Origin of the sequence: Streptomyces sp. NPDC020681 (assembly GCF_044334895.1) — a bacterium.
Taxonomy (GTDB): Bacteria; Actinomycetota; Actinomycetes; order Streptomycetales; family Streptomycetaceae; genus Streptomyces.
The window spans coordinates 50,681-70,827 of sequence record NZ_JBIRTX010000022.1 but is presented as its reverse complement, the minus strand read 5'-3'; the positions used below and the strand labels follow the sequence as shown (position 1 = coordinate 70,827).

Here is a 20,147-nt window from a genome sequence, read left to right as displayed (position 1 = left end):
AGGCACGACAAGGGCGCCCGGAGGTGTCTGCACACCTCGGAGCGCCCTGATCAAAAACTGAGCCGCGCGGTCAGGTCAGCCCGGCTGCCTGTCCGACGACTTGTCGAGGACCATCACCAGGCCAATGATCAGCAGGAAGATACCCAACGGCGCCGCGACGTAGAGACCGAGCGTCTCGGCCACGCTCAGGCCCGGGCCCGGGTCGTCGCCGTCGTCGCGGGTCGCGGCGAGCGCGGGCGACGACAGGAGCAGCATCATCAGCGTCGTACCGGCGGCGATGGCGCCGGCGCGCAAAGCGTTCTTCTTGTCCACGGTGCCAACGTAGCGAACGGCCATCGCGGCCGCGCGTCCGGGGGTGCCGTACGGGGTGCGGCGGAGGGCGCGGCAGCGGGCGCCGTGCGGAGTGCGGCAGAGCGCCGGGCTCGGGCCCGTGGTCACGGCCGCGGCGCGAAGACCTCCATCAGCGCGTGCATCCGCGGCGAGGCCGCCAGCTCCTCCAGGGTCACCGGGCGGCCTTCCGCGTCCGCGATCGGCAGCCGCCAGTTCGGATACTGCTCCCATGTCCCCGGCAGGTTCTGCGGCCGGCGGTCGCCGACCGCGTCCGGCAGCCAGACGCCGACCATCCGGGCGGGTGTACGCAGCAGAAAGCGGTAGACCGCGCGGATCTGCCCCTCCTCGTCACCCGTGCCCTCCGGCAGCAGTCCGAGTCCGTTCAGCAGGTCCAGCCACTCGCTGACGTCCGCCAGCTCCTCCGTGCGCTCCTGCTCCAACGGCCGGGCGAGCAGGCCGAGGCGGTGCCGCAGCTCCACATGCTCGCCGGTCAGCCGGGCCGCGGTGGACGGCAGATCGTGCGTGGTCGCGGTGGCCACACAGCCCTCGCGCCACTCGCCGGTCGCCAGAGGGCGGCCCGAGCCCGCCCAGTCGCGCTCGAACCAGAGCACCGACGTGCCCAGCACTCCCCTGCGCGTCAGGGTCTCCCGGACGCCCGGCTCGACCGTGCCGAGGTCCTCTCCTATGACGACGGCGTCGGCCCGGTGGGCCTCCAGGACCAGGACCGCGAGCATCGCCTCGGCGTCGTAGCGGACATAGGTGCCCTCGGTGGGCGGACTGCCTTCCGGGACCCACCAGAGCCGGAACAGGCCCATGACATGGTCGATCCGCAGCGCTCCCGCGTTCCTGAGCAGGCCCCGCAGCAGTCCGCGGTACGGGCCGTACCCGGAAGCGGCCAGCACGTCCGGCCGCCACGGCGGCAGGCCCCAGTCCTGGCCGCGTGCGTTGAACGCGTCCGGCGGCGCGCCGACCGACATCCCGGCGGCGAACGCGTCCCGCTGCGCCCAGGCGTCCGCGCCGCCCGGGTGCACGCCGACGGCCAGGTCATGGACGATCCCGACGTCCATGCCCGCGTCCTGAGCGGCCCGGGAAGCGGCGGCCAGCTGACGGTCGGTGAGCCAGGCGATCCTGCAGTGGAAGTCGACCCGTTCCATCAGCTCGTGCCGGGCCCGCGCGGTCTCGGGCGAGCGCGGGTCCTTCAGGCCGGCGGGCCAGGAGTGCCAGTCGGGGCCGTGCACTTCGGCGAGCGCGGACCAGGTGGCGTGGTCCTCCAGCGCCTGGCCCTGCTCGGCGAGAAAGTCGCAGTAGTCGGCGCGGCGGCCGGGGCCGAGCGGCACTCGGTGCACGATCTCCAGCGCCTCGCGCTTCAGCGCCCACACCGCGTCGCGGTCGATCAACGAGCCCTTGTCCAGCACGGATTCGCGCAGCTCCGCCGCCTTGTCGCGGAGCTCCTCGAGCCGTTGCCGCTCTTTTGCGCCGACATACGCGTACTCGGGGATGTCCTCGATGCGCAGATGGACGGGGTCGGGGAAACGGCGGGACGAAGGTCGGTACGGCGAGGGGTCGGTGGGCGTGCCGGGGACGGCGGCGTGGAGCGGATTGACCTGCACGAACCCGGCGCCGAGCGCCCGGCCGGACCAGGTCGCGAGCTCGGCGAGGTCACCCAGGTCGCCCATGCCCCAGGAGCGGGCGGAGAGCAGGGAGTAGAGCTGTACGAGGAGTCCGTGCGAGCGCTGCCGGGGCTGAGGCGCGCGGGCCGGGGCGACGACGAGCGTGGCCCGGCCGGTCCGGCCGCCGGGAGCCTCGGCATACAGCTGGTGCACGCCGTACGGCAGTTGCCGCCGGCCGGACGGCCCGCCGAGCGCGATCGAAGCGCCCGCCTCCGTCTCGACCCGCAGGGCCGTGCGGGCGGGCAGCCGGCTCAGCGCGACCGGCAGCGCATCGGCCTGGGCGTCCGGGCCTGCCTCCGCGTCCTCGCGCCACAGCACCACCGTGGGCGGCAGTAACCGTCCCGCGGCGGCGGATTCGGCGCGGGCCAGTTCCTCCCGTACCGCACCGGGCGTGGCGGCGTCCACGCCGAGCGCGGCGAGGACGGCGACGACCGTGGCATCGGGGACAGGGACTGTCACGCCCTCGGAGGGCGAGTAGTCGGTGGCGACTCCGTGCAGCGCGGCGAGCCGGGCAAGGCCCATTCAGACTCCTGGGGACTGAGTGCCTCCGGCCGTTCCGGGGGCGGTCGGCTCGCTGGTGAGGGGCGCTGTGTCGGCGAGCGGGGGTTCACTGGTGAGAGGTGCGGCGTGGGCGAGCGGGGGCTCGCTGGTCAGCGGGCCGGGGCCCGGGACCTGTTTGGACAGAGGGCCCGGGATCTCTGGGAGCGGTTTGGTCAGGGCGGAGAGCAGCAGGTGTGCGGATGCAGCCACGGTGGGTCACTCCAGACTGAACTGACGGTAACGGGACACTGCGTGCCTACCCAGCGGGCGCGGCCGCAGACATGCACGATCAGTCAACGTGTTCCGCGTCACAATCCGTTCCCCGTCCGGCAGTTGTGTCACCCGGAGCCAACAATCCATCCCATCAGGCAAAAGGTGCACAACGGCCACGCGCATTGACACCCTCAGTGTGGTGGTGGTGGGCTCGAAACCGACCGGAACATCAGGGGAGATCGAGGGGAGACGGACGTGCGGCTCGCGCGCGGGAGGCGTACGGCCACGGCCGTCGCCGTCGCTGTCATCGGCAGTCTCCTCGGCGGCGCGCACAGCGCGGCCGCCGCTCCCGAAGACCCGGGCTCACCGGCCCGTACCGCCACGGACCCGGAGGGCGAGGCGGCGCTGCCCGCCGTGTGGCCCCGGCCGCAGACGATGCGTGCGGCGGGCGCCGGCGTGGCACTGGGCGACGAGGCGACGGTGGTCGCGGACCAGGATGCGGATCCGTACGCCGTGCAACTGGTGCACGAGTTGCTGCGCAAGTCCGGTGTGCAGACCCTCTACACCACCTTGCCCGGACGCGGTCCTGTCGTACGCATCGGCGGCTCCGGCGCACAGGATGCGCTGCGCGCCCTGCGCGCGCCCGAACGCGCCGATCTGCCCGCGGGCGGCTACCGGATCGCGGTCGGCCAGGTCCAGGGCCGGGACACGGTGGCCGTCGACGGCGTCGGCGAGGACGGTCTGTTCCACGGCGTCCAGACGCTGCGCCAGCTGATCGGGCGTACCGCCGGCCGTGCAACTGTCGCGGGAGTTGTCGTACGCGACTGGCCCGGCACGGCCGTACGCGGGATGACGGAAGGCTTCTACGGCCGGCCGTGGAGCCATGAACAGCGGCTGGCGCAGCTGGACTTCATGGGCCGCACCAAGCAGAACCGCTATCTCTACGCGCCCGGCGACGACCCGTTCCGGCAGGCGAGCTGGCGCGAGCCCTATCCGGCCGCTCAGCGCACCCAGTTCCGTGGACTCGCCGACCGCGCACGGCGCAACCACATCACGCTCGCCTGGGCCGTCGCGCCCGCGCAGGAGATGTGTCTCGCCAAGAACGGCGACGTCAAAGCGCTGACGCGCAAGATCGACGCGATGTGGGCGCTGGGTGTGCGCGCCTTCCAGCTGCAGTTCCAGGACGTCAGCTACAGCGAGTGGCACTGCGACGAGGACGCGGCCCGGTTCGGCTCGGGACCGGAGGCGGCGGCCAGAGCACAGGCGCGGGTCGCGGGCGCGGTGGCGCAGCATCTGGCGGACCGGTATCCGGGGGCCGAGCCGCTGTCGCTGATGCCGACGGAGTTCTACCAGGACGGCGCGACCGACTACCGGCAGGCGCTCGCGAACGCCCTGGACAGCCGCGTACAGGTGGCGTGGACGGGCGTCGGCGTGGTGCCGCGCACGATCACCGGGCGTGAACTGGCGGGCGCGCGCGACGCGTTCAAGCACCCGCTGGTCACCATGGACAACTATCCGGTCAACGACTACGCCCAGGACCGGATGTTCCTCGGCCCGTACACGGGCCGCGAGCCGGCCGTCGCGACCGGTTCCGCCGCCCTGCTGGCCAACGCCATGGAGCAGGCGTCCGCCTCCCGCATCCCGCTGTTCACGGCCGCCGACTACGCCTGGAACCCGAAGGGCTACCGGCCGCAGGAGTCGTGGAAGGCCGCCATAAACGATCTCGCGGGCGGCGACGAGAAGACCAGGGAGGCGCTGACCGCGCTGGCGGGCAACCACGCCTCCTCGATCCTCAGCCCGTCCGAATCGGGCTATCTGAAGCCGCTCCTCGACGACTTCTGGCGCTCGCGCACATCGCAGGACGCGGCGGCGGATCCGGCGGCCAGGGACCGGGCGGCCGCTTCTCTCCGCGCAGCGTTCACCGTGATGCGCGAGGCCCCGAAGCGGCTGAAGCAACCCGCCGACGGGCACCTGGACGACGAAGTACGGCCGTGGCTGGAGCAGTTGGCACGGTACGGCCGGGCGGGCGAGCTCTCCGTCGACATGCTCCAGGCGCAGGTACGCGGCGACGGCGCGGCAGCCTGGCGCGCCTCGCTGGACCTGGAGCCGCTGCGCAAGAGGCTTGCGGCGAGCCATGCCACGGTCGGCAAGGGCGTACTGAACCCGTTCCTGGAGCGGGCCGCGAAGGCGTCGGCCGCCTGGACGGGTGCGGACCGCGTCGCGGACACGGCCGGCGACGACACGGTCTGGCTGGACCGGGCGCGCCCTGTCACGGCGGTGACCGCGATGACCGAGCCTTCCAGTGATGCCGGACGGAGCTCCGGCCGCCTGGAGGCTCATGTCCCCGGCGAGGGCTGGCGCTCCCTCGGCCCCCTCTCCCCCAGCGGCTGGACCCAGGCCGACACCAAGGGCCTTCGGGTCGACGCGGTGCGCATCGCACGGGCCGGATCCGAGCCCGTGGCCGTACGGTCCCTGGTGCCGTGGTTCGCCGACGAGCCGGCGGCCGGAGTCGATCTCGTACGCGGCGAGGCGGACGCGGAGATCGGCGGCGGCTCGCTGCGGGCCGGCGTGCAGCTGACCCCGCAGCGCCCGGGCGAGGTCCGGGGCTCGCTCACCGCGAAGGCTCCGGCGGGCATCAAGGTGACGGTGCCGAAGCAGACGACGGTCCCGCGGGGCGTGCTGACGACCGTGCCGGTGGAGGTCACCGTCCCGGCGGGCACGCCGGCCGGGGAGTACGAGGTGCCGCTGTCCTTCGCGGGCCAGGAGAGAACGCTCACGGTGCGTGCCTACCCGCGCACCGGGGGTCCCGATCTCGCGCGGCGTGCACTCGCCACTTCCTCCGGCGACGAGACGGCCGACTTCCCCGCGGCGGCGGCGCTCGACGGCGACCCGAACACCCGCTGGTCCTCACCCGCGGAGGACGGCGCCTGGTGGCAGCTCCAGCTGTCCGGGCCCGCCAGGGTCGGCCAGGTGGTGCTGCACTGGCAGGACGCGTACGCCACCAGGTACCGCATCCAGGTCTCGGCCGACGGCCGCAGCTGGCGCACGGCCGCCACGGTCAGGGACGGCAGGGGCGGACGCGAATCGATCCGCATGGACAGCCGGGACACCCGCTTCATACGGGTCCAGGGCGAGGCGCGGGCGACGCAGTACGGCTACTCGCTGTGGTCGGTGGAGGCGTACGCGGTCGCGGAGTGAGCGGCGCACGAGTGCCCGGGGCGGGCCCGGGGCCCCTCAGAGGCGCCCGGGCACAAAAAATCCCGGTCCTCAGGCAGAAATGCCGTCGATCCGGGCCATCGCATCGTCCGCGCCGTACGGCTGCAGGTATGGCAGCCAGCGCGGATCCCTATGCCCGGTCCCGATGATGCGCCAGGCAAGCCCGCTCGGCGGCGCGGGATGGTGGCGCAGGTGCCACCCCAGCTCCCGCAGATGCCGGTCCGCCTTGACGTGATTGCAGCGGCGGCAGGCCGCCACCACGTTGTCCCAGCGGTGCTGTCCGCCGCGGCTGCGCGGAATGACATGGTCGACGCTGGTTGCGACGCCACCGCAGTACATGCAGCGCCCGCCGTCGCGGGCGAACAGTGCTTTGCGGGTCAGAGGAACAGGCCCCCGGTAGGGGACACGCACGAACCGCTTCAGCCGTACGACGCTGGGTGCGGCGATGACACGGGTCGCGCTGTGCATGAAGGCGCCGGATTCCTCGAGGCAGAGAGCCTTGTTCTCCAGTACGAGGATGAGCGCGCGACGGAGCGGTACGACGCCGAGCGGCTCGTACGACGCATTCAGGACGAGGACGTGCGGCACGGTGGATGCCTCCTTGTACGCCGGCGGCGCGTGGCTCGCGCCGGGACGATCTGCTCTCAGTGTCTCCTCATGCCAGGTCCGAGCGCCACCACGTACGGGTAACGGGCTCGAGGTGTTTTCAACCACACCGCTGATGGCAACGTTCCTTACCCCGGTTTCATCCCCAGGTGAGCCTTGTCTCTCCCTCGAACACGGCAACGGAGCACACCGGATGCCCCGTTAGTGTGGTTGGCGACGTACGCAATGCCTGGAGGTCCCGCACGTGTACTGGTCTGTCCCACTGGCCACCGATCCCTCGCCCGCTCCCACCTCGCTCGGCGAGGCCGCGAAGCAGGCCGGGAACGCCGCGGGCTGGGTGGAGGAAAACTGGTCCACCTGGCTGAACACCGGCCTGCGCATCGCACTGATCCTGGTCGTGGCCCTGGTCCTGCGCATGCTGCTGCGCCGGGCCCTGACGAAGCTCATCGAGCGGATGAACCGCTCGGCCCAGGCGGTCGAGGGCACGGCTCTCGGCGGCCTGCTCGTCAACGCCGAGCGCCGCCGTCAGCGCTCCGAAGCCATCGGATCCGTACTCCGCTCGATCTCGTCCTTCGTGATTCTCGGCACAGCGGGCCTGATGATCCTCGGCGCCTTCAAGATCGACCTGGCACCACTGCTGGCGTCCGCGGGTGTGGCAGGCGTCGCGATCGGCTTCGGCGCGCGGAACCTGGTGACGGACTTCCTGTCCGGCGTCTTCATGATCATGGAGGACCAGTACGGCGTCGGTGACTCGATCGACGCGGGCGTGGCCTCGGGCGAGGTCATCGAGGTGGGGCTTCGGGTGACGAAGCTGCGCGGCGATAACGGTGAGATCTGGTACGTCCGCAACGGCGAGATCAAGCGCATCGGCAACCTCAGCCAAGGCTGGGCCACGGCCATGGTCGACGTCACGGTCCGCCCGACGGAAGACCTCGACCACGTCAACTCGGTGATCGCCGAGGTCGCCGACGACCTGGCCAAGGCCGAACCGTGGAACGAACGCCTGTGGGGCCCGGTCGAGGCGCTGGGCCTGACGGAGGTCCTGCTGGAGTCGATGACGATCCGCGTCTCGGCGAAGACGATGCCGGGCAAGGCGCTGGGCGTGGAGCGCGAGCTCCGCTGGCGCATCAAGCGCGCATTCGACGCGGCGGGCATCCGGATCGTGGGCGGCCTGCCGCAGGTGCCGGAGGAGTCAGCGACGGTGGACCCGACGGCGGGGATGGCGGCGCCGTCGGCGTTCGCGTCGTCGACTTCGCCGCAGTCGGTGGCGGCGACGCCGATACCGCCGCAGACGAATCTGGCGAAGTAGCTCGCAGCTGGGCTGGCAGGACAGGGCTTCTTCCGTGGCGGGAGGGGCCCTGTCCCGTTTCCCGGACCAGCCGGAAGTACTAATCTGGGAGCACCTGGGACCTGCCAAGTACTAATCTGGGAGAAATTAGTAGATCACTGGTAGTTGGCCGGTCCTCTCGGAGGCCCTCAATGAAGCGTCCCATGCCACCCCCCGACCCTGATGCTCTGATCGAAGCCGCCCTCCGGGCCGGTCCCGGCATGCTGTCGCGGATCCTCCAGAAGCCAGGAGCGGGTCCGGCGGACTCCTACCTGCCCTGGGATCGCGTCAGGCACAAGACTCCGCCTGCGGGGCTCACGCACGAGGAGTGGTGGACCGGAATCAAGTTCACCCGTCGCCAGATGCAACGAGAGCTGCCGCTGACCGACGCATCGGGCAGGCCGTTCACGTTCGCCCTCCCCGATGTCGTACTCGCGACTCTGGAGGCGGTGGGCCGGGACACGGCCGGCCAGATCTCGATCGAAGAACCCGTGGCCAACCCGGCCACCCGGGACCGCTACCTCATCAGCTCCCTCATCGAGGAAGCCATCAACTCCAGCCAGCTGGAAGGCGCGTCCACCACACGCCGCGTGGCCAAGGCGATGCTGCGCGACGGCCGACGGCCCCGTGACCGCGACGAGCGCATGATCTACAACAACTACCAGGCCATGCGCATGATCGGGGAACTGCGGAACGATCCCCTGACGCCGGAACTCATCTGCGAGATCCACCGTGTGGTCACCGACGGCACGCTCGACAACCCCGGCTCTTCGGGCCGCTTCCAACTCCCCGGCGAGGAACGGATCGGCGTCTTCTCGGACAGCGGCATGCTGCTCCACGCTCCACCTGCCGCCACGGCCCTGCCCGAGCGGATCGAGCGCCTCTGCGAATTCGCCAACGGCAGCCTCGGCGAGGGGTACATCCCCCCCGTCCTGCGGGCCATCACGCTGCACTTCATGATCGGCTACGACCACCCCTTCGAGGACGGCAACGGCCGCACGGCGCGAGCTCTCTTCTACTGGGCGATGCTCAACCAGGGCTACTGGCTGACCGAGTTCGTCGCCATCTCCCCGATCCTGAAAAACGCGCCGGTGAAGTACGCCCAGAGCTATCTGCACACCGAGGACGACGAGAACGACCTGACGTACTTCCACCTGTATCAACTGGAGGTTCTGCGGCGCTCGATCACGCGACTCCACGAATACCTGGGCAGGAAGACTCACGAGATGAGGGACCTGCAGCGCAAGATCACGAACGCCTCCACGACCTTCAACCATCGGCAGGTCGCGCTGCTCAATCACGCCTTGAAGCACCCGGATGCGGCAGTCACCATCCGGTCCCACGCGGGAGCACACAACGTGGTCTACGAAACGGCACGCCAGGACCTGGCGGCGCTGGAGCAGAGCGGGCTGCTGATCAAGCACCGCGCGGGCAAGGCGTTTTCGTGGACGTCGGCTCCGGATCTGGAGACCAGGCTGCACGAGCTGATGCCGACCTGACGAGGAGACCTCGCACCCGGCGGTGCGAGGGCCGGTCCGAGGCAGTCGATGAGCGGTCGGCCGCGGACGGCCGGATCCCGAAGAGAGTCGCGAGCCGACGCAAGGTCAGGTTGGCCCGCAGTGTGCGGCCGCCACACACGTGTAAGTGACCACAAAAGTCCGCTTTCGCATCAGCCAGCCGAACGGAGAAACACATTGGACCAAGCAGCAGCGCTCCGGATCGGAGTCTCACTCCTGGAGGCCAGCCGTCGCGACGACGAACCGCCCCTTGCCATCGCCGCAGAGCCCGTCAGGGAGCGCGACGGCCTCCTGGTCGTGCCCTATAACTCCGTTCAGTACCTCGCCTCACGCGAGGAGAGGATTCGGTTGCTTGGACTGCTGGCCCATCCTTGTCGACCTTCAGAACGGAGACGTTCGGTTCAGCACGCTCGAGGAGCGACATCTCTGGACAGACTGAGCACCTCTCAACCGCTCGCCAGTGGTGCCATGAGGATCGCAATGCTCTGGCCTGCCGCCGAGCGGCAACGCGGTACGGGCTCACGCACAGAGCCTCTCTGCAGCCACCGGGGAGCCCGTACGACGAGGGCCTCCCCACGACCAGCAGGAAAGCAGACAGGCTGACTACCGAGCAGCGTCAGCGAGTTTGGTCAGCTGCCCGTCCACAACATCCCGCGGAACGACAGCCTGGCCGTCGCGCTCGATGTTGGCCGACTGGAATGTGACGAGTGTGGCACCCGCTCGCAGGACGATGACGGTCACTGGCACTTTCATAGGTTCCTCGCCCTCTGACGAGACAACCTGGAGCAGCCGGAAGCCAACGGACTCGTCCCCGAGCTTGGGATCAGGCAGTGCCGTGACGCCTTCGTACGGGAAGCCGAACTTCGGTGTGAAAGCACTGCAGGACCGCAATGCTGCCCGCACCTGCTGGATCATCTTCACGGCCTCCCCTGGCGTATGTGATGCGAGCGCCATGGACCCCCCATGGTCGCCCTTCGAGGAGCCGATCACCTGCTTGACACGGGCCTTGGGCAGGATCCAGGAGGACAGGCCAACCGAGTCCGCGACCGGTTGGCACGAACTTGGATCCACTGGTGAGCGGTCAGTCGAAATCGGATCGAGCAGCGATTCAAAGGTGCGCGCAGGAAGATCTTTCTGCGAGACGGCAGCGCGCTCCAGCTCTTGCTGGCTCAGCGCCGTGCCGCTTCCTGCACTCGGGGCAGCGAGCCCGTGAGGCCGCTTGCTTTCCTCGGCTTTGTCGGCAACGCCGCCGCAACCGGCGGTCAACGCCATTGCCGCCATGCAGCACGCCAACACGCGCCGTGGTATTCCGAATCCCATGACCACCCACTCCCAAACAAGATCAATAACCGCCAACGCCCTACCACGCTGCGTCCGCCCAGCCAAGTCCCACCGACGGCGAGGCCGACGACGCCCTGCACGCTTTTGCGTCATTAGATCCCTCAAGCCTCGCCGCCCCGCAAAGGAATACGCGAGACCCCCCAGACCGACCGGCGATGGCACGGTGGCACATCCGCCACGACATCCGTCCACTGACGTTGCGTCATCGTTACCGACAACCAGCACGTGGCTCCACCGCAGAATTGCGGCGGAGCCTCGGACAATCTCGTTGCCCCAGAGACACCGCACTAATTGCCGCACGAATCGCCCACCACCTGAGTATCAATCGCGATATTCGACTGGGATGCAATCGAGCCGGGAATTCAAATCCCAGCCATCCGGTACCCTGAGCCCCACCAGAGATCACTCGGACGGGACCCCTTTCTCTGAATTTCACTTCCCCAGGGATGACGCCTCCTGAAATGCATACGACTCGAACTAGACACATTCAGGGAGCGTCGAAACCTGCGCCCCAGTTCGATCTATCCGTACGAGGAAGTGCCACTCGCTGGAATCCTGTAAGTGACCGCAAGACTCTTATCGAAGATCACGACTAGAGCATCGGGCATGTACGTGAATCCGGCCCCTTCAGCCTCACCTAGCGCAATTACCAGGCTTGACTTATTGGAGAATTCAAAGCGGTACGCCCAAGGCATCTCTGGACACCCCTCGTTAGGGACATGCCAGGCGGGGCTGATGCTCGCGATTGAAACTCCAAGGAATCTCTCCCAATCGATATGATCGCTCACATCGATAACATCTCCCGGCAAGCTGGTGTCCACCTCTCCGGGATCCCTGAATTCAATCGCCAAGCCTTCGTTGACGCCATCCATTGCCCAGGACAGAACCAGTGCGACCCCGCTACCCATGACCAGCTCAACGGCCATGTCGACTTCATGGGCGCGATCTTCCCTGTGCCCTTCGGGCCAAATTTCCCCGCGTGGCACTACGTAGCGGACCGTTCTCACGGCCTCTCCCATGACAGCGCCCTGAAGCTCAGCAAGACCGGCGCCGGCATGTGCCCGAGCAGCCCACGGCTGAATTACCAACATGCCTAATACCGCCCAAAGTACTGGAACTGCCCATTGGCGTCGAAGGTCGCCCCAATGCCGCGCCCACCAGCCGAATCCGGCATGATATACCGCGTCCCGCCGGCGAAGTTTCCAGAATTGACCGGAGACGTGGCGGTTCTCGGGTTGGTCAGAATGTCATCCAACAGATCCTGACCGGGCGACTTCAACTCTTTCCCTGGAACCACAGGAAGATCCCCGCGGTTCATATGCTTCTGATACTCGCGTCCCGCATGAGTCGTTTTCCCCTTAGCTGGACGCATCCCGCTCTGCGAAAGAGCATCCAAATCTGGAGTGCACGGAGTGGAATTGTGAACGAGGATCGGCGTCTCGCCCGCCAGTACATAGTACGTTTGCGAGTTGAGTCACTGGATGGATTGGCCTCCATCACCCGGTACTACCGCCTGGATGGAGGTCGAATCGTCAGCTGGCCAAAGGAAGAATCCGAAATCATCGCCCGGAGGCACCTCTGCCTCGGTTGGCAGATCGACCCCTTCCTTGCATACCAGAATTTCAGGTGCGACTCCGCCAATCGACCGCGAGAAGATCACGACCGGCAATTCTTCGGCCATTATGGCCGACTCAATTGCAGGCAGGAGATTTCGCCGGGAGACCCATTGAACGTTTGTGTCAAGATATGCCGTAACCAAGGAGTGTGGTCGAACAGATCTTGCAATTATCGAGAGATCCCCGTCAAAAATTGGATGCCATCGGTAGCCACAGGATCCTTCCGCCCAGCGCTCAAGGATTGCAGATGCGCCTCGCGATAGCCTGATGCTCTGCGCCACCTCCTCCCAGAATTTGCCATCTGCCGGACGGGAGACCGCTATTGTTGCGTCGCGTTCTTCTTCGCCGCAAGCCACAGAAACCAAATGCAACCCTAGACGTTTCACCTCCTCCAGACAGTCCACCGCATCCGGTTGGATCTCTACCGAGATGTAAAAGTCAGTCTCGACCGCCACCCGCAGGACATCTCCACTTTCCAAAGTGCAAGAGATCAAACCACGTCGGAGCATCCGCCTAAGCAACCTTAGGGCAGTGTGCCGCTCAACAGAGCGGCCGTCATAAGCGGCACCAAGCCAGGTCGGCGGGGGCTCGTTGAGAACTAGGTTTCTCAACTCAAATCTGTCCGCCTGCATCGCGTCGGCCAGGGATCCCACGGCTGAGATGTACGAATCCTCCACTCGCTGATACTCGGCAGCCGTCAGCACTTCGCCATTGAAAGACTTGCCGACATCTTCAAAGGACGTCCAGTCGGCAATCAAACCACTACGCCTGGGCTCGTCATATTTGGAGACAAGGAAACAAAGGGTCATGGGCGAAGCCATTTCAGTCCACCGAACTCATCTAGCTCGTACGAACCGCTCCGGAGCGTACTCCTGGTTGTCTGGAGCGACTCAACGGAAGGCCCGGCCTTGAAAAGGCCACCACCGTGTCCAGTCATATCTTGAGTTACAAACCTCTCCGACGCCGGCGCCTTCTTGTTCTCCCAAATCTTCGCCGCCCCTCGACCTGCCGACTTATTCTTGGTCTCCTTGTAACCGAGGCGCTCAAGAACCTGGTTGGACTGAGCCTTGGCTAGAATCGGCCCTTCACAGCTGCTGTTGTGAACGAGTACAGGTGTCTCGCCCGCCAGCACATAGTACGTGTGCAGGTCATCGACAGTGAGGTTGTAGGTGCGGGCGTGCTTGCTGTAAGCGCGGTTCGCCTGAACAATGGCGCGCGATCCATCGACCGTCAACAGCTCCACGCCCGGTCGAAGCTGACCGGCTTCTACCCACTTCCCCTCGGAAGGGGACCAGAACGGGTGCTCGTGGGTGGCTGTGAGCTTCTCAAGCCCCCGGTCTGTCTCGATGGTGAGTTCGTTGAAGTGCTTGTCGTCCTCGGTGACGATGAGGCGCGTGACCTTGCGTTTGCCGGTCTCGCCAGTCTCGGGATCGGTAGCCAGGACCTCGTCACCCAGCTTGACTTCCTCGATGTTCTTGGTCGATCCGTCGGCCATCAAGACGTCAGTGCCGGCCAGGAAGCACTTGAGACACGGTCGCCCCATCCGCACTCCATACGCTGCGGCGAGGAGTTCCGGAATCGCGTCGATAAATTCTTTGGTTGTTTCGTAGTCGTCGGCTTCATGCCCACAGCGTTCCCGATGAGCGATGCAGTAGGTCGCTGCAATTCTCTTGGCAGCCGCAACGTCACCGGTGTTCAGAAGGTGCCGATATGCCTCGCGGCATCCAGCGCGCCCGAAGCACGCCATCGCGGTTCTGTCACCGTCCCCGACACTGGACTGCCAGTAGTTTCCTCCGTCGACTCGGGTGTACTGCATCCACATTTGAGTCAGCTGCGACTTATCGTTGGTTCGCGGGAGGAGACTGAGGAGCGTGTCCTCAGCACTGCCGCCACTGGCAGTGCCGCCGGTGTCACCGCCGCCTCCTGAATCTGGCTCACTCAGGATGGTCTTTTCGACCCACTTCTTTTCCTCTGCGCAATGGTTGGTGCACCTGCTGCCAACGTCAGCGTTCATGAGGCCGGTAGGGTCGGAGAAGGTGGTCGGGTTGTTGTTGGCGTAGGCGTATCCGTTGAGCGACTGGTGCTGGTCGAGGACCAGAACCGGGTCGACACTGATGAACTGGCCGATGCCTGGGTCGTATTCGCGGGCACCGATGTGAGTGAGGCCGGTGGTGGTGTCGGCCGGCTTGCCGAGGAATGCCTTGTCGTCAGGCCACGCCGTGGGGTTCGTGCCGCGAGGTGCGCCGAACGGCGTCGCGTAGCGCTTCGTAACCGCCAGAGTGGTCGCGTCGATCGCCAGGCTGGAGGTGCCGTGGTGGTCGCCGGCAAGCAGGTTGAGCTTCGTGCCAGTAATCCCCACCGTTGCCGTGCGGACGGCGATGGTCTGGCCCGCCGCCGAGTAGTAGCGGGTACCAGAGAGCGTCTTGGTCGTGCCCTTCGTGGTGAGGCGGACCTCGTTGCCGCCGAGGTACAGGACCGTGTCACCGTCGCCGGTGGTGTTGCGGCGGATCAGGAGTTCGCCACTGGCGTCGTACAGATAACTCGTGCCCGTGGCAGGCTTGGTCTGAGCTGCGGGTTCGGCCGTGCCGACGAGCTTTCCTTCGGTGCTCCAGGTCAGGGTCTGCTGAGCCTGTGTACCGGGGCGGCTGACCGTGTTGCCCGTCTTGTCGTACGCGTAGCTGTTGGTCTTGGCACCCACGACCGTCTTGGCGAGCGGATGTGGCTGATTGTCGGCAGTGCCGTACGTGTAAGCAGCCGTGGTGTCGCCCGACGTCGTGTGCTGGGTCTCGGACGCGCGCTGGCCTGCTGCGGTGTACGTGTAGCTGGACCAGTACGGTGCCGCCCCACCCAGGTTGGCCGTCGTGCGACCGGTCGCCGCACAATCAGCCGTCTTCGGAGTCCATGCCTCAGTCAGTCGGCGGTGGCCGTCGTAGACGAAGCACTGTGAGTCCAACTTGCCAGTGCCGCCAAGGTCCGTCTTGTCGAAGATCGAGGTGACGTTCCCTGCATCGTCCTGACTGAAGTAAAGGTCCTGCAGCCGGTAGGCACGCTGGGGATCGTTGACCCAGGAGTGCGTGAGCCGACCCGTGCCGTCCTCGTACTCGTAGTCGAGGTTGATCACCTTCGAGATGTCGGTGCCGATCGCGAGCCGGTAGGTCTCACCAAGTGGCGAGTAGGAAGCACCCACTTGGTACCCACTAGTACCCGTCATGGTGCGCTGAAGGCCCACGCCCCTGAAGTCATAGCCGTAAGAGACGGATTCACTGGCGAGTCCCGCGACGGCAGGGTGGGCCGTGTGCTTGGGCGTGCCGTCGACGTAGTAGCTGCCTGAGAAGGACAAGGTCTGGGGGACGCCGGCGTCAACCAGCGGCTCCTTGGTCCTATCAGGAAGGATCAGCTGACTGCCAATGGCCTTGTACATCGCGTCATAGGCCGTGACCTTGCTGGTGTACGCCTTGCCAGTGGTACCAGCGCCGTCCACGTAGCGAACGGCGGTGTCCTGCTGCCCCTTCGCGAGTGTGTCGAAGGTCCAGGCCGCCAACTTCGTGGAGTCGGTCTTCGTACCGTCCCACAGGCCGGTCTTGCGGCCCAGGACGTCGTACTCGGAAACCAGGGACTTGTTGCGGGCGTCGATTGAGCTGACGGGCTGGTCGAGTTCGTCGTACGAGGTGGAACTGGTGCCCTTGTCCGGATCGGCGGCGCTGGTCTGCCGACCGAACAGGTCATAGCCGTATGTCCACTTGGCCTGGTCGGGTCCAGTGACGGACTTCTGCTGACCACCCGGTGTGTAGGTGTACGAGGTTTTGGTGAAATCGGTTCCGGTCGGCTCCGGCCCGCCGTACTCACGGCGTTCCGTGGTCTGGCCCAAGGCGTTGGTGACCTCGGCGGTGGCCTGGCCTCCGGCCGGGGCACTGGTGGTCACGGTGTCGCCGGCGTAGGTGGTGTTGATGGTCCAGCGGTCGGTGTTTCGAACCTTGGTAACCGCCGTCACGGCACGAGCCGCACCGTCGTACGTGGTGGTGGTCTGCAGGGGCGGCTGCCCGCCGTCAATCTCGACCAGCGTCCCCGACGGAGTGGTGTCGTGGTCCCAGATGTCGGCCTGGGAAATGGTCGCCAGGCCGCGCTCGTCGTACACGGTCTGGGCGACCGTCATACCGCCCGAGGGAGAGGCCGTCTGAACCTGCCGGAGGCGGAGCAAAGGGTCGTAGATCTCGTACGTGGTGTTGTAGCCCGAGCCGTCGCCCTTGAGGGTGTCCGTGGACACCCAGGGTAGAGCCGAATTGGTGAGGCTGTACTTGTAGACGTAATTGGCCGGGTTTTCGTCCGCCCGGAGGCTATTGGGCAGCCAGACCTCGGTGACTCGGCCGAGAGCGTCGTATTTGGACTCGGTCACCCTGCCGTTGGGGTCGGTGATCTTCTTGGCCGCCCCAGTGCCGAAGTCGAAGAGTGTGGTCGTGGTGTGGCCCTTGGCGTTGGCGGCCGTGGAGGAAGTCAGCGGCCCGGTGCCCGCCGGCGTGTACGTGCTGGTAGTGATGGCGGTGTCGTTGGCGTCCTTCACTGTCAGCGGGCGGCCGAGAGCGTCGTACGTGATCGTGCTCGTCTTCTGCCAGCTGGGCTGGTCATCGAGCCCGTAGCCCTTCGCACGGCCCGTCCAACGAGCCTCGCCCACCTGCGGTTCCTGCGAGGCCGACCACGTGGTGGAGTCGTAAGCCGTGGCGGTGTCGGAGATGACATCGCCGGGGCTGGTGGAGTCGATGGGCAGGTCCAGCATCGTGTCGGCAAGGCACGGACCGGCCGTGGTGCGAGAGCGAGAGACCAAGGAGTTGATGCCGACGGAGTTGTTCCGCGCGTACCAGGTGAGGGTGCACTTCTCGTCATTGGGCAGGCCGTCGTCGCCCTTGTCCTCGACTTGGTAGGCCATGCCGTAGGCGTCGTGCAGCGTCTCCGTCGTGTGGACTCGGTCCCTCGGGGTGCCGGCGCTGGTGATGTTGGTACGGGAGTGCGTTGCCCCCGTGCGGACGAAGTGAGCCTCGGTGTCGGCGTAGGACTTGTGCTGTGTCGCTGTCCGCTTGGACCAAGGGTCGTTGACGGTTCCGGAGACTTCCTGAGAGCCGTTGTAAGTGACCGATTCACGGGTGAAACCGGCGTACTGCTCGGTGTCGGTGAGTGCCGGGGCCTTGATACCGGTGACCGTGGCCGACTTGCGCTGGTCCGGGTCGGGAGTCTTCCCATCGCTGCCCACGACACGGTCGCCGTTCATGCCCCGCATGTAGACGGTGACGGTCTTGGACTGGGTCCTGTCAGGCAGGCCTGTGAGATGGGTGACCTTTTCGAAGCCTCGCCAGATCGACCAGGTGCGCTCCTTGGCAGGAGTCATCGGGTCGTCGTTGTAGTGCCAGGCTCCGCCACCCGCGTAGGAGTAGGTGTGCTGGACGGCTTCCGAGCCACTGTTCGGAGCAGTGGTGCGGACTGCCTCAACCGGATACTTGTGGAACCAGTCCAGCGTCGGTTCGCTGGCACCGTTGGGAGACCAGTAGACGGGGTAGCAACGGCGAGTGTTCGTGTCGGCCTTGGGCTTCGCCTGGCCTGCCAGACAATCAGCCTGCATGTAGTTGACGATCGTCTGGGCTCCGGCCTCGGACGTGATCGTGTACAGGCGTGGCTTGTTGAGGGGCAGGATGTTGTCGCTTGCGCCGTCGACGCGGTTGGGCCGGTACTCGTGGCCGAAGGTCACAGGCGGCAGAGTGATGGCGGTGCCACGCTGCCCGGTGTGGCGGATCTCGGTGAGCCACAGGGACTGGTCGGTCGAGTCACCGGTGTCGCCGGGGTCGAGGTAGGTCTGCTTCAACTGCCAGGAGTCCACCGGAGCGTACGCCGGGCTTGTAGCGGCAGCATTCCACGCCTGGGTGTTGATGCCGGTCATGCGCTTGCGAGTGTAGAAGCTGGGGCCGACGTTGCCGGTGCACTTCAGGTCGGCCTTGCACTCTGCGTCGAAGGGCACATCGGGCCAGTTGTCCCGGGTGTCCTCGGTCAGCGAGTCACAGCCTGTACCGGACGCCACGCAACGCTCGGCGTAGTCGAAGAGCACACGATTGGACCCGGCCGGGGACGCGAACAAGGTGTCCTTGCGCTGGCCGTAGCGGATCTCCTTGAGGATGCCGCCGCGTACGTATTCCGTGCCATTGGTGTCGTCGCCGAGCATGTCGTAGTGGTTGGGCTCGACCCCGTACCAGTAGGACGAGGCGTTGCCGTGGGTGTCCTCGACGTAGTCGAGGTTCCACCGCCAGGCCTGCTTTTCAGCGCGGCCGGCGAAGCTGCCGCTCTGGGTGTAGCCGGGCTCGCCCGAGTCGTCGCCGAAGACCGGGACGGTCCACACCGACTGGGTGGCCTCGGTGGTGGAGCCCGGCAGCTTGTTCAGGCCGAAGTGGTACTTGGTGCCGTCGCCGGTGATGACGGTCCAGTACTCCTTGTTGTCGTCCCCGTTGTCGGCGCCGTCGGCGTCGGAGCGGTGGATGACAGTGGAGGCGTCGTCGTTCTTGAGCCGCCACTGGCCGCTGGTGTCGTCCTTGACCAGCTCGGTGGCCTTGCCGTTCAAGACCAGGGACGCGTTCTCGTACTTCCAGCACAGGTCGAACTTGTCCGTCTGACCGTCGTCGTCACACGAACCGTACTTGCGCTCAACGTACGACGAGGTGATGTCGAAGCCCTCACCGATCGCCGTGCCCTGGTTGTTCGTGGACGCGGTGCGACCGTCGACGCTGCCGGAGTCGTACGAGATCTTCAGGTCAGGCTTCGGGCCTGCCGCGGCCGGGGGCGTGCGCAACGGATACGACCATGTGAAGGTGCCCGACGATCCACCGGCCTCCCAGGTCGATGAGGCTGCGAGCGGGGTGGCCTTGTAGTCGCCGGAGCCGGACTTGGTACCCGCCGCAAGGGCAAGCACCATCTCCTGACCGCCGGCCGTCGATGGGCTGAAGGCAACCTGCGTGAGCAGGCGCTGCTCGGAGCGTTCGTTGGTGAAGTTCAACGGGGTGCGCGTGCGGCACTTGGGCTGGTCAGGTGTGGTCAACGCGCAAGCCGGCAGTTGGAGCACTTGCAGGCGCCCAGCCCAGTCACCGCCGTAAGCCGAGGCAAACTTGCCGTAGCCGATGCCGAGTTGCGCACTGCCGCCACTAACCGGTCCCGTGGCGTTGAGTACTACGCCCTTCACTCCGAGACCGGCCGCCGCCTTCTGGTCCAGGACACGGACCTTCACTGAGCGGGCTTCGGCGGGCTGGGACTTGGCCCCCTTGGCGGTGACCGGCTGGCCGAGCGTGAGGGGCAGTGCGCCAGGTGCTGCAGTGGCTGTTCCCTTTGCCGGAAGCGTCAGTTCGGCAGCGCCGGCTGAGGGCCAGCTGACGTCTCTGCCACGGTCGGTCCCGGCCCGCTTAGCATCCCGGCGGTGCGCCTCGGCGGCACGTCGCAATGAGGCCACGGCCTGCTTGTCGGGCTTCGGAGAAACCGGTCGGACGTTGTCCTTACGGTGCGAGGGCGGCTTGGACACACCAAGGGGCTGCGCGTCGGCGACATAAGTGACGGGCGTCAACAGACCTGGCACCAGGATGAATCCGGTAAGCGTCGCGACGCGCTGCATCCAACGCTTGCTGCCCGGTCTCGCACGACCTGCGCGCCGAGGCGTCCCCTGCTGGTTCATTTCCGCTCCCATTGGCCGCGGTCTCGGCCGCGGCTCACCGCCCCGAATCCGACGGGGGTCGCCATCTGTGAAAGTTCT

General features: G+C 66.7%; 11 protein-coding genes. 3 read left to right on the top strand and 8 right to left on the bottom strand.

Annotation, left to right across the window (positions count from 1 at the left end):
• Nucleotides 1–75: 75 nt before the first annotated feature.
• The 3 genes from ACH4YL_RS34455 to ACH4YL_RS34445 form a co-directional block, all read right to left on the bottom strand.
• Entirely contained in the window at nt 76–312 is a 237-nt protein-coding gene (locus ACH4YL_RS34455; RefSeq protein WP_398511449.1) for a hypothetical protein, read from the bottom strand.
• Between the two features lie 122 nt (nt 313–434).
• Entirely contained in the window at nt 435–2,522 is a 2,088-nt protein-coding gene (gene malQ, locus ACH4YL_RS34450; RefSeq protein WP_398511448.1) for a 4-alpha-glucanotransferase, read from the bottom strand.
• On the bottom strand, nt 2,523–2,750 hold the full coding sequence (locus tag ACH4YL_RS34445; protein ID WP_398511447.1) for a hypothetical protein: 228 nt from the start codon (nt 2,748–2,750) through the stop codon (nt 2,523–2,525). It lies immediately after the preceding gene.
• A 258-nt stretch (nt 2,751–3,008) separates the two neighbouring features.
• On the opposite strand from ACH4YL_RS34445, the gene ACH4YL_RS34440 reads away from it, so the two are divergent.
• Nucleotides 3,009–5,951 carry a beta-N-acetylglucosaminidase domain-containing protein gene (locus ACH4YL_RS34440; protein WP_398511446.1) on the top strand — a complete coding sequence of 981 codons (2,943 nt, stop codon included), beginning with the start codon at nt 3,009–3,011 and terminating at the stop codon, nt 5,949–5,951.
• Nucleotides 5,952–6,020: 69 nt separating this feature from the next.
• On the opposite strand, the gene ACH4YL_RS34435 is transcribed toward ACH4YL_RS34440, so the two are convergent.
• Nucleotides 6,021–6,557 (bottom strand): HNH endonuclease, encoded by a 537-nt coding sequence (locus tag ACH4YL_RS34435; protein WP_398511445.1) that lies wholly within the window; start codon nt 6,555–6,557, stop codon nt 6,021–6,023.
• A gap of 262 nt (nt 6,558–6,819) precedes the next feature.
• Between ACH4YL_RS34435 and ACH4YL_RS34430 the strand changes: the two genes are divergently transcribed.
• Both ACH4YL_RS34430 and ACH4YL_RS34425 read left to right on the top strand, forming a co-directional pair.
• A complete protein-coding gene (locus tag ACH4YL_RS34430; RefSeq protein WP_398511444.1) occupies nt 6,820–7,884 on the top strand; it encodes a mechanosensitive ion channel family protein in 1,065 nt (354 codons plus the stop codon).
• Between the two features lie 182 nt (nt 7,885–8,066).
• Nucleotides 8,067–9,401, top strand: coding sequence for a Fic family protein (locus ACH4YL_RS34425; protein WP_398511443.1), 1,335 nt, complete (start codon nt 8,067–8,069; stop codon nt 9,399–9,401).
• 621 nt (nt 9,402–10,022) lie between these two features.
• On the opposite strand, the gene ACH4YL_RS34420 is transcribed toward ACH4YL_RS34425, so the two are convergent.
• The 4 genes from ACH4YL_RS34420 to ACH4YL_RS34405 form a co-directional block, all read right to left on the bottom strand.
• Nucleotides 10,023–10,691 carry a hypothetical protein gene (locus ACH4YL_RS34420; protein ID WP_398511442.1) on the bottom strand — a complete coding sequence of 223 codons (669 nt, stop codon included), beginning with the start codon at nt 10,689–10,691 and terminating at the stop codon, nt 10,023–10,025.
• Between the two features lie 590 nt (nt 10,692–11,281).
• Entirely contained in the window at nt 11,282–11,686 is a 405-nt protein-coding gene (locus ACH4YL_RS34415; RefSeq protein ID WP_398511441.1) for a hypothetical protein, read from the bottom strand.
• Between the two features lie 548 nt (nt 11,687–12,234).
• Complete coding sequence (locus ACH4YL_RS34410) at nt 12,235–13,197, bottom strand: hypothetical protein (RefSeq protein ID WP_398511440.1); 963 nt, start codon at nt 13,195–13,197, stop codon at nt 12,235–12,237.
• Nucleotides 13,182–20,009, bottom strand: a complete 6,828-nt coding sequence (locus ACH4YL_RS34405; RefSeq protein ID WP_398511439.1) for a polymorphic toxin-type HINT domain-containing protein — start codon at nt 20,007–20,009, stop codon at nt 13,182–13,184. The genes ACH4YL_RS34410 and ACH4YL_RS34405 overlap by 16 nt, the downstream gene beginning before the upstream one ends.
• Between the last annotated feature and the right edge of the window lie 138 nt (nt 20,010–20,147).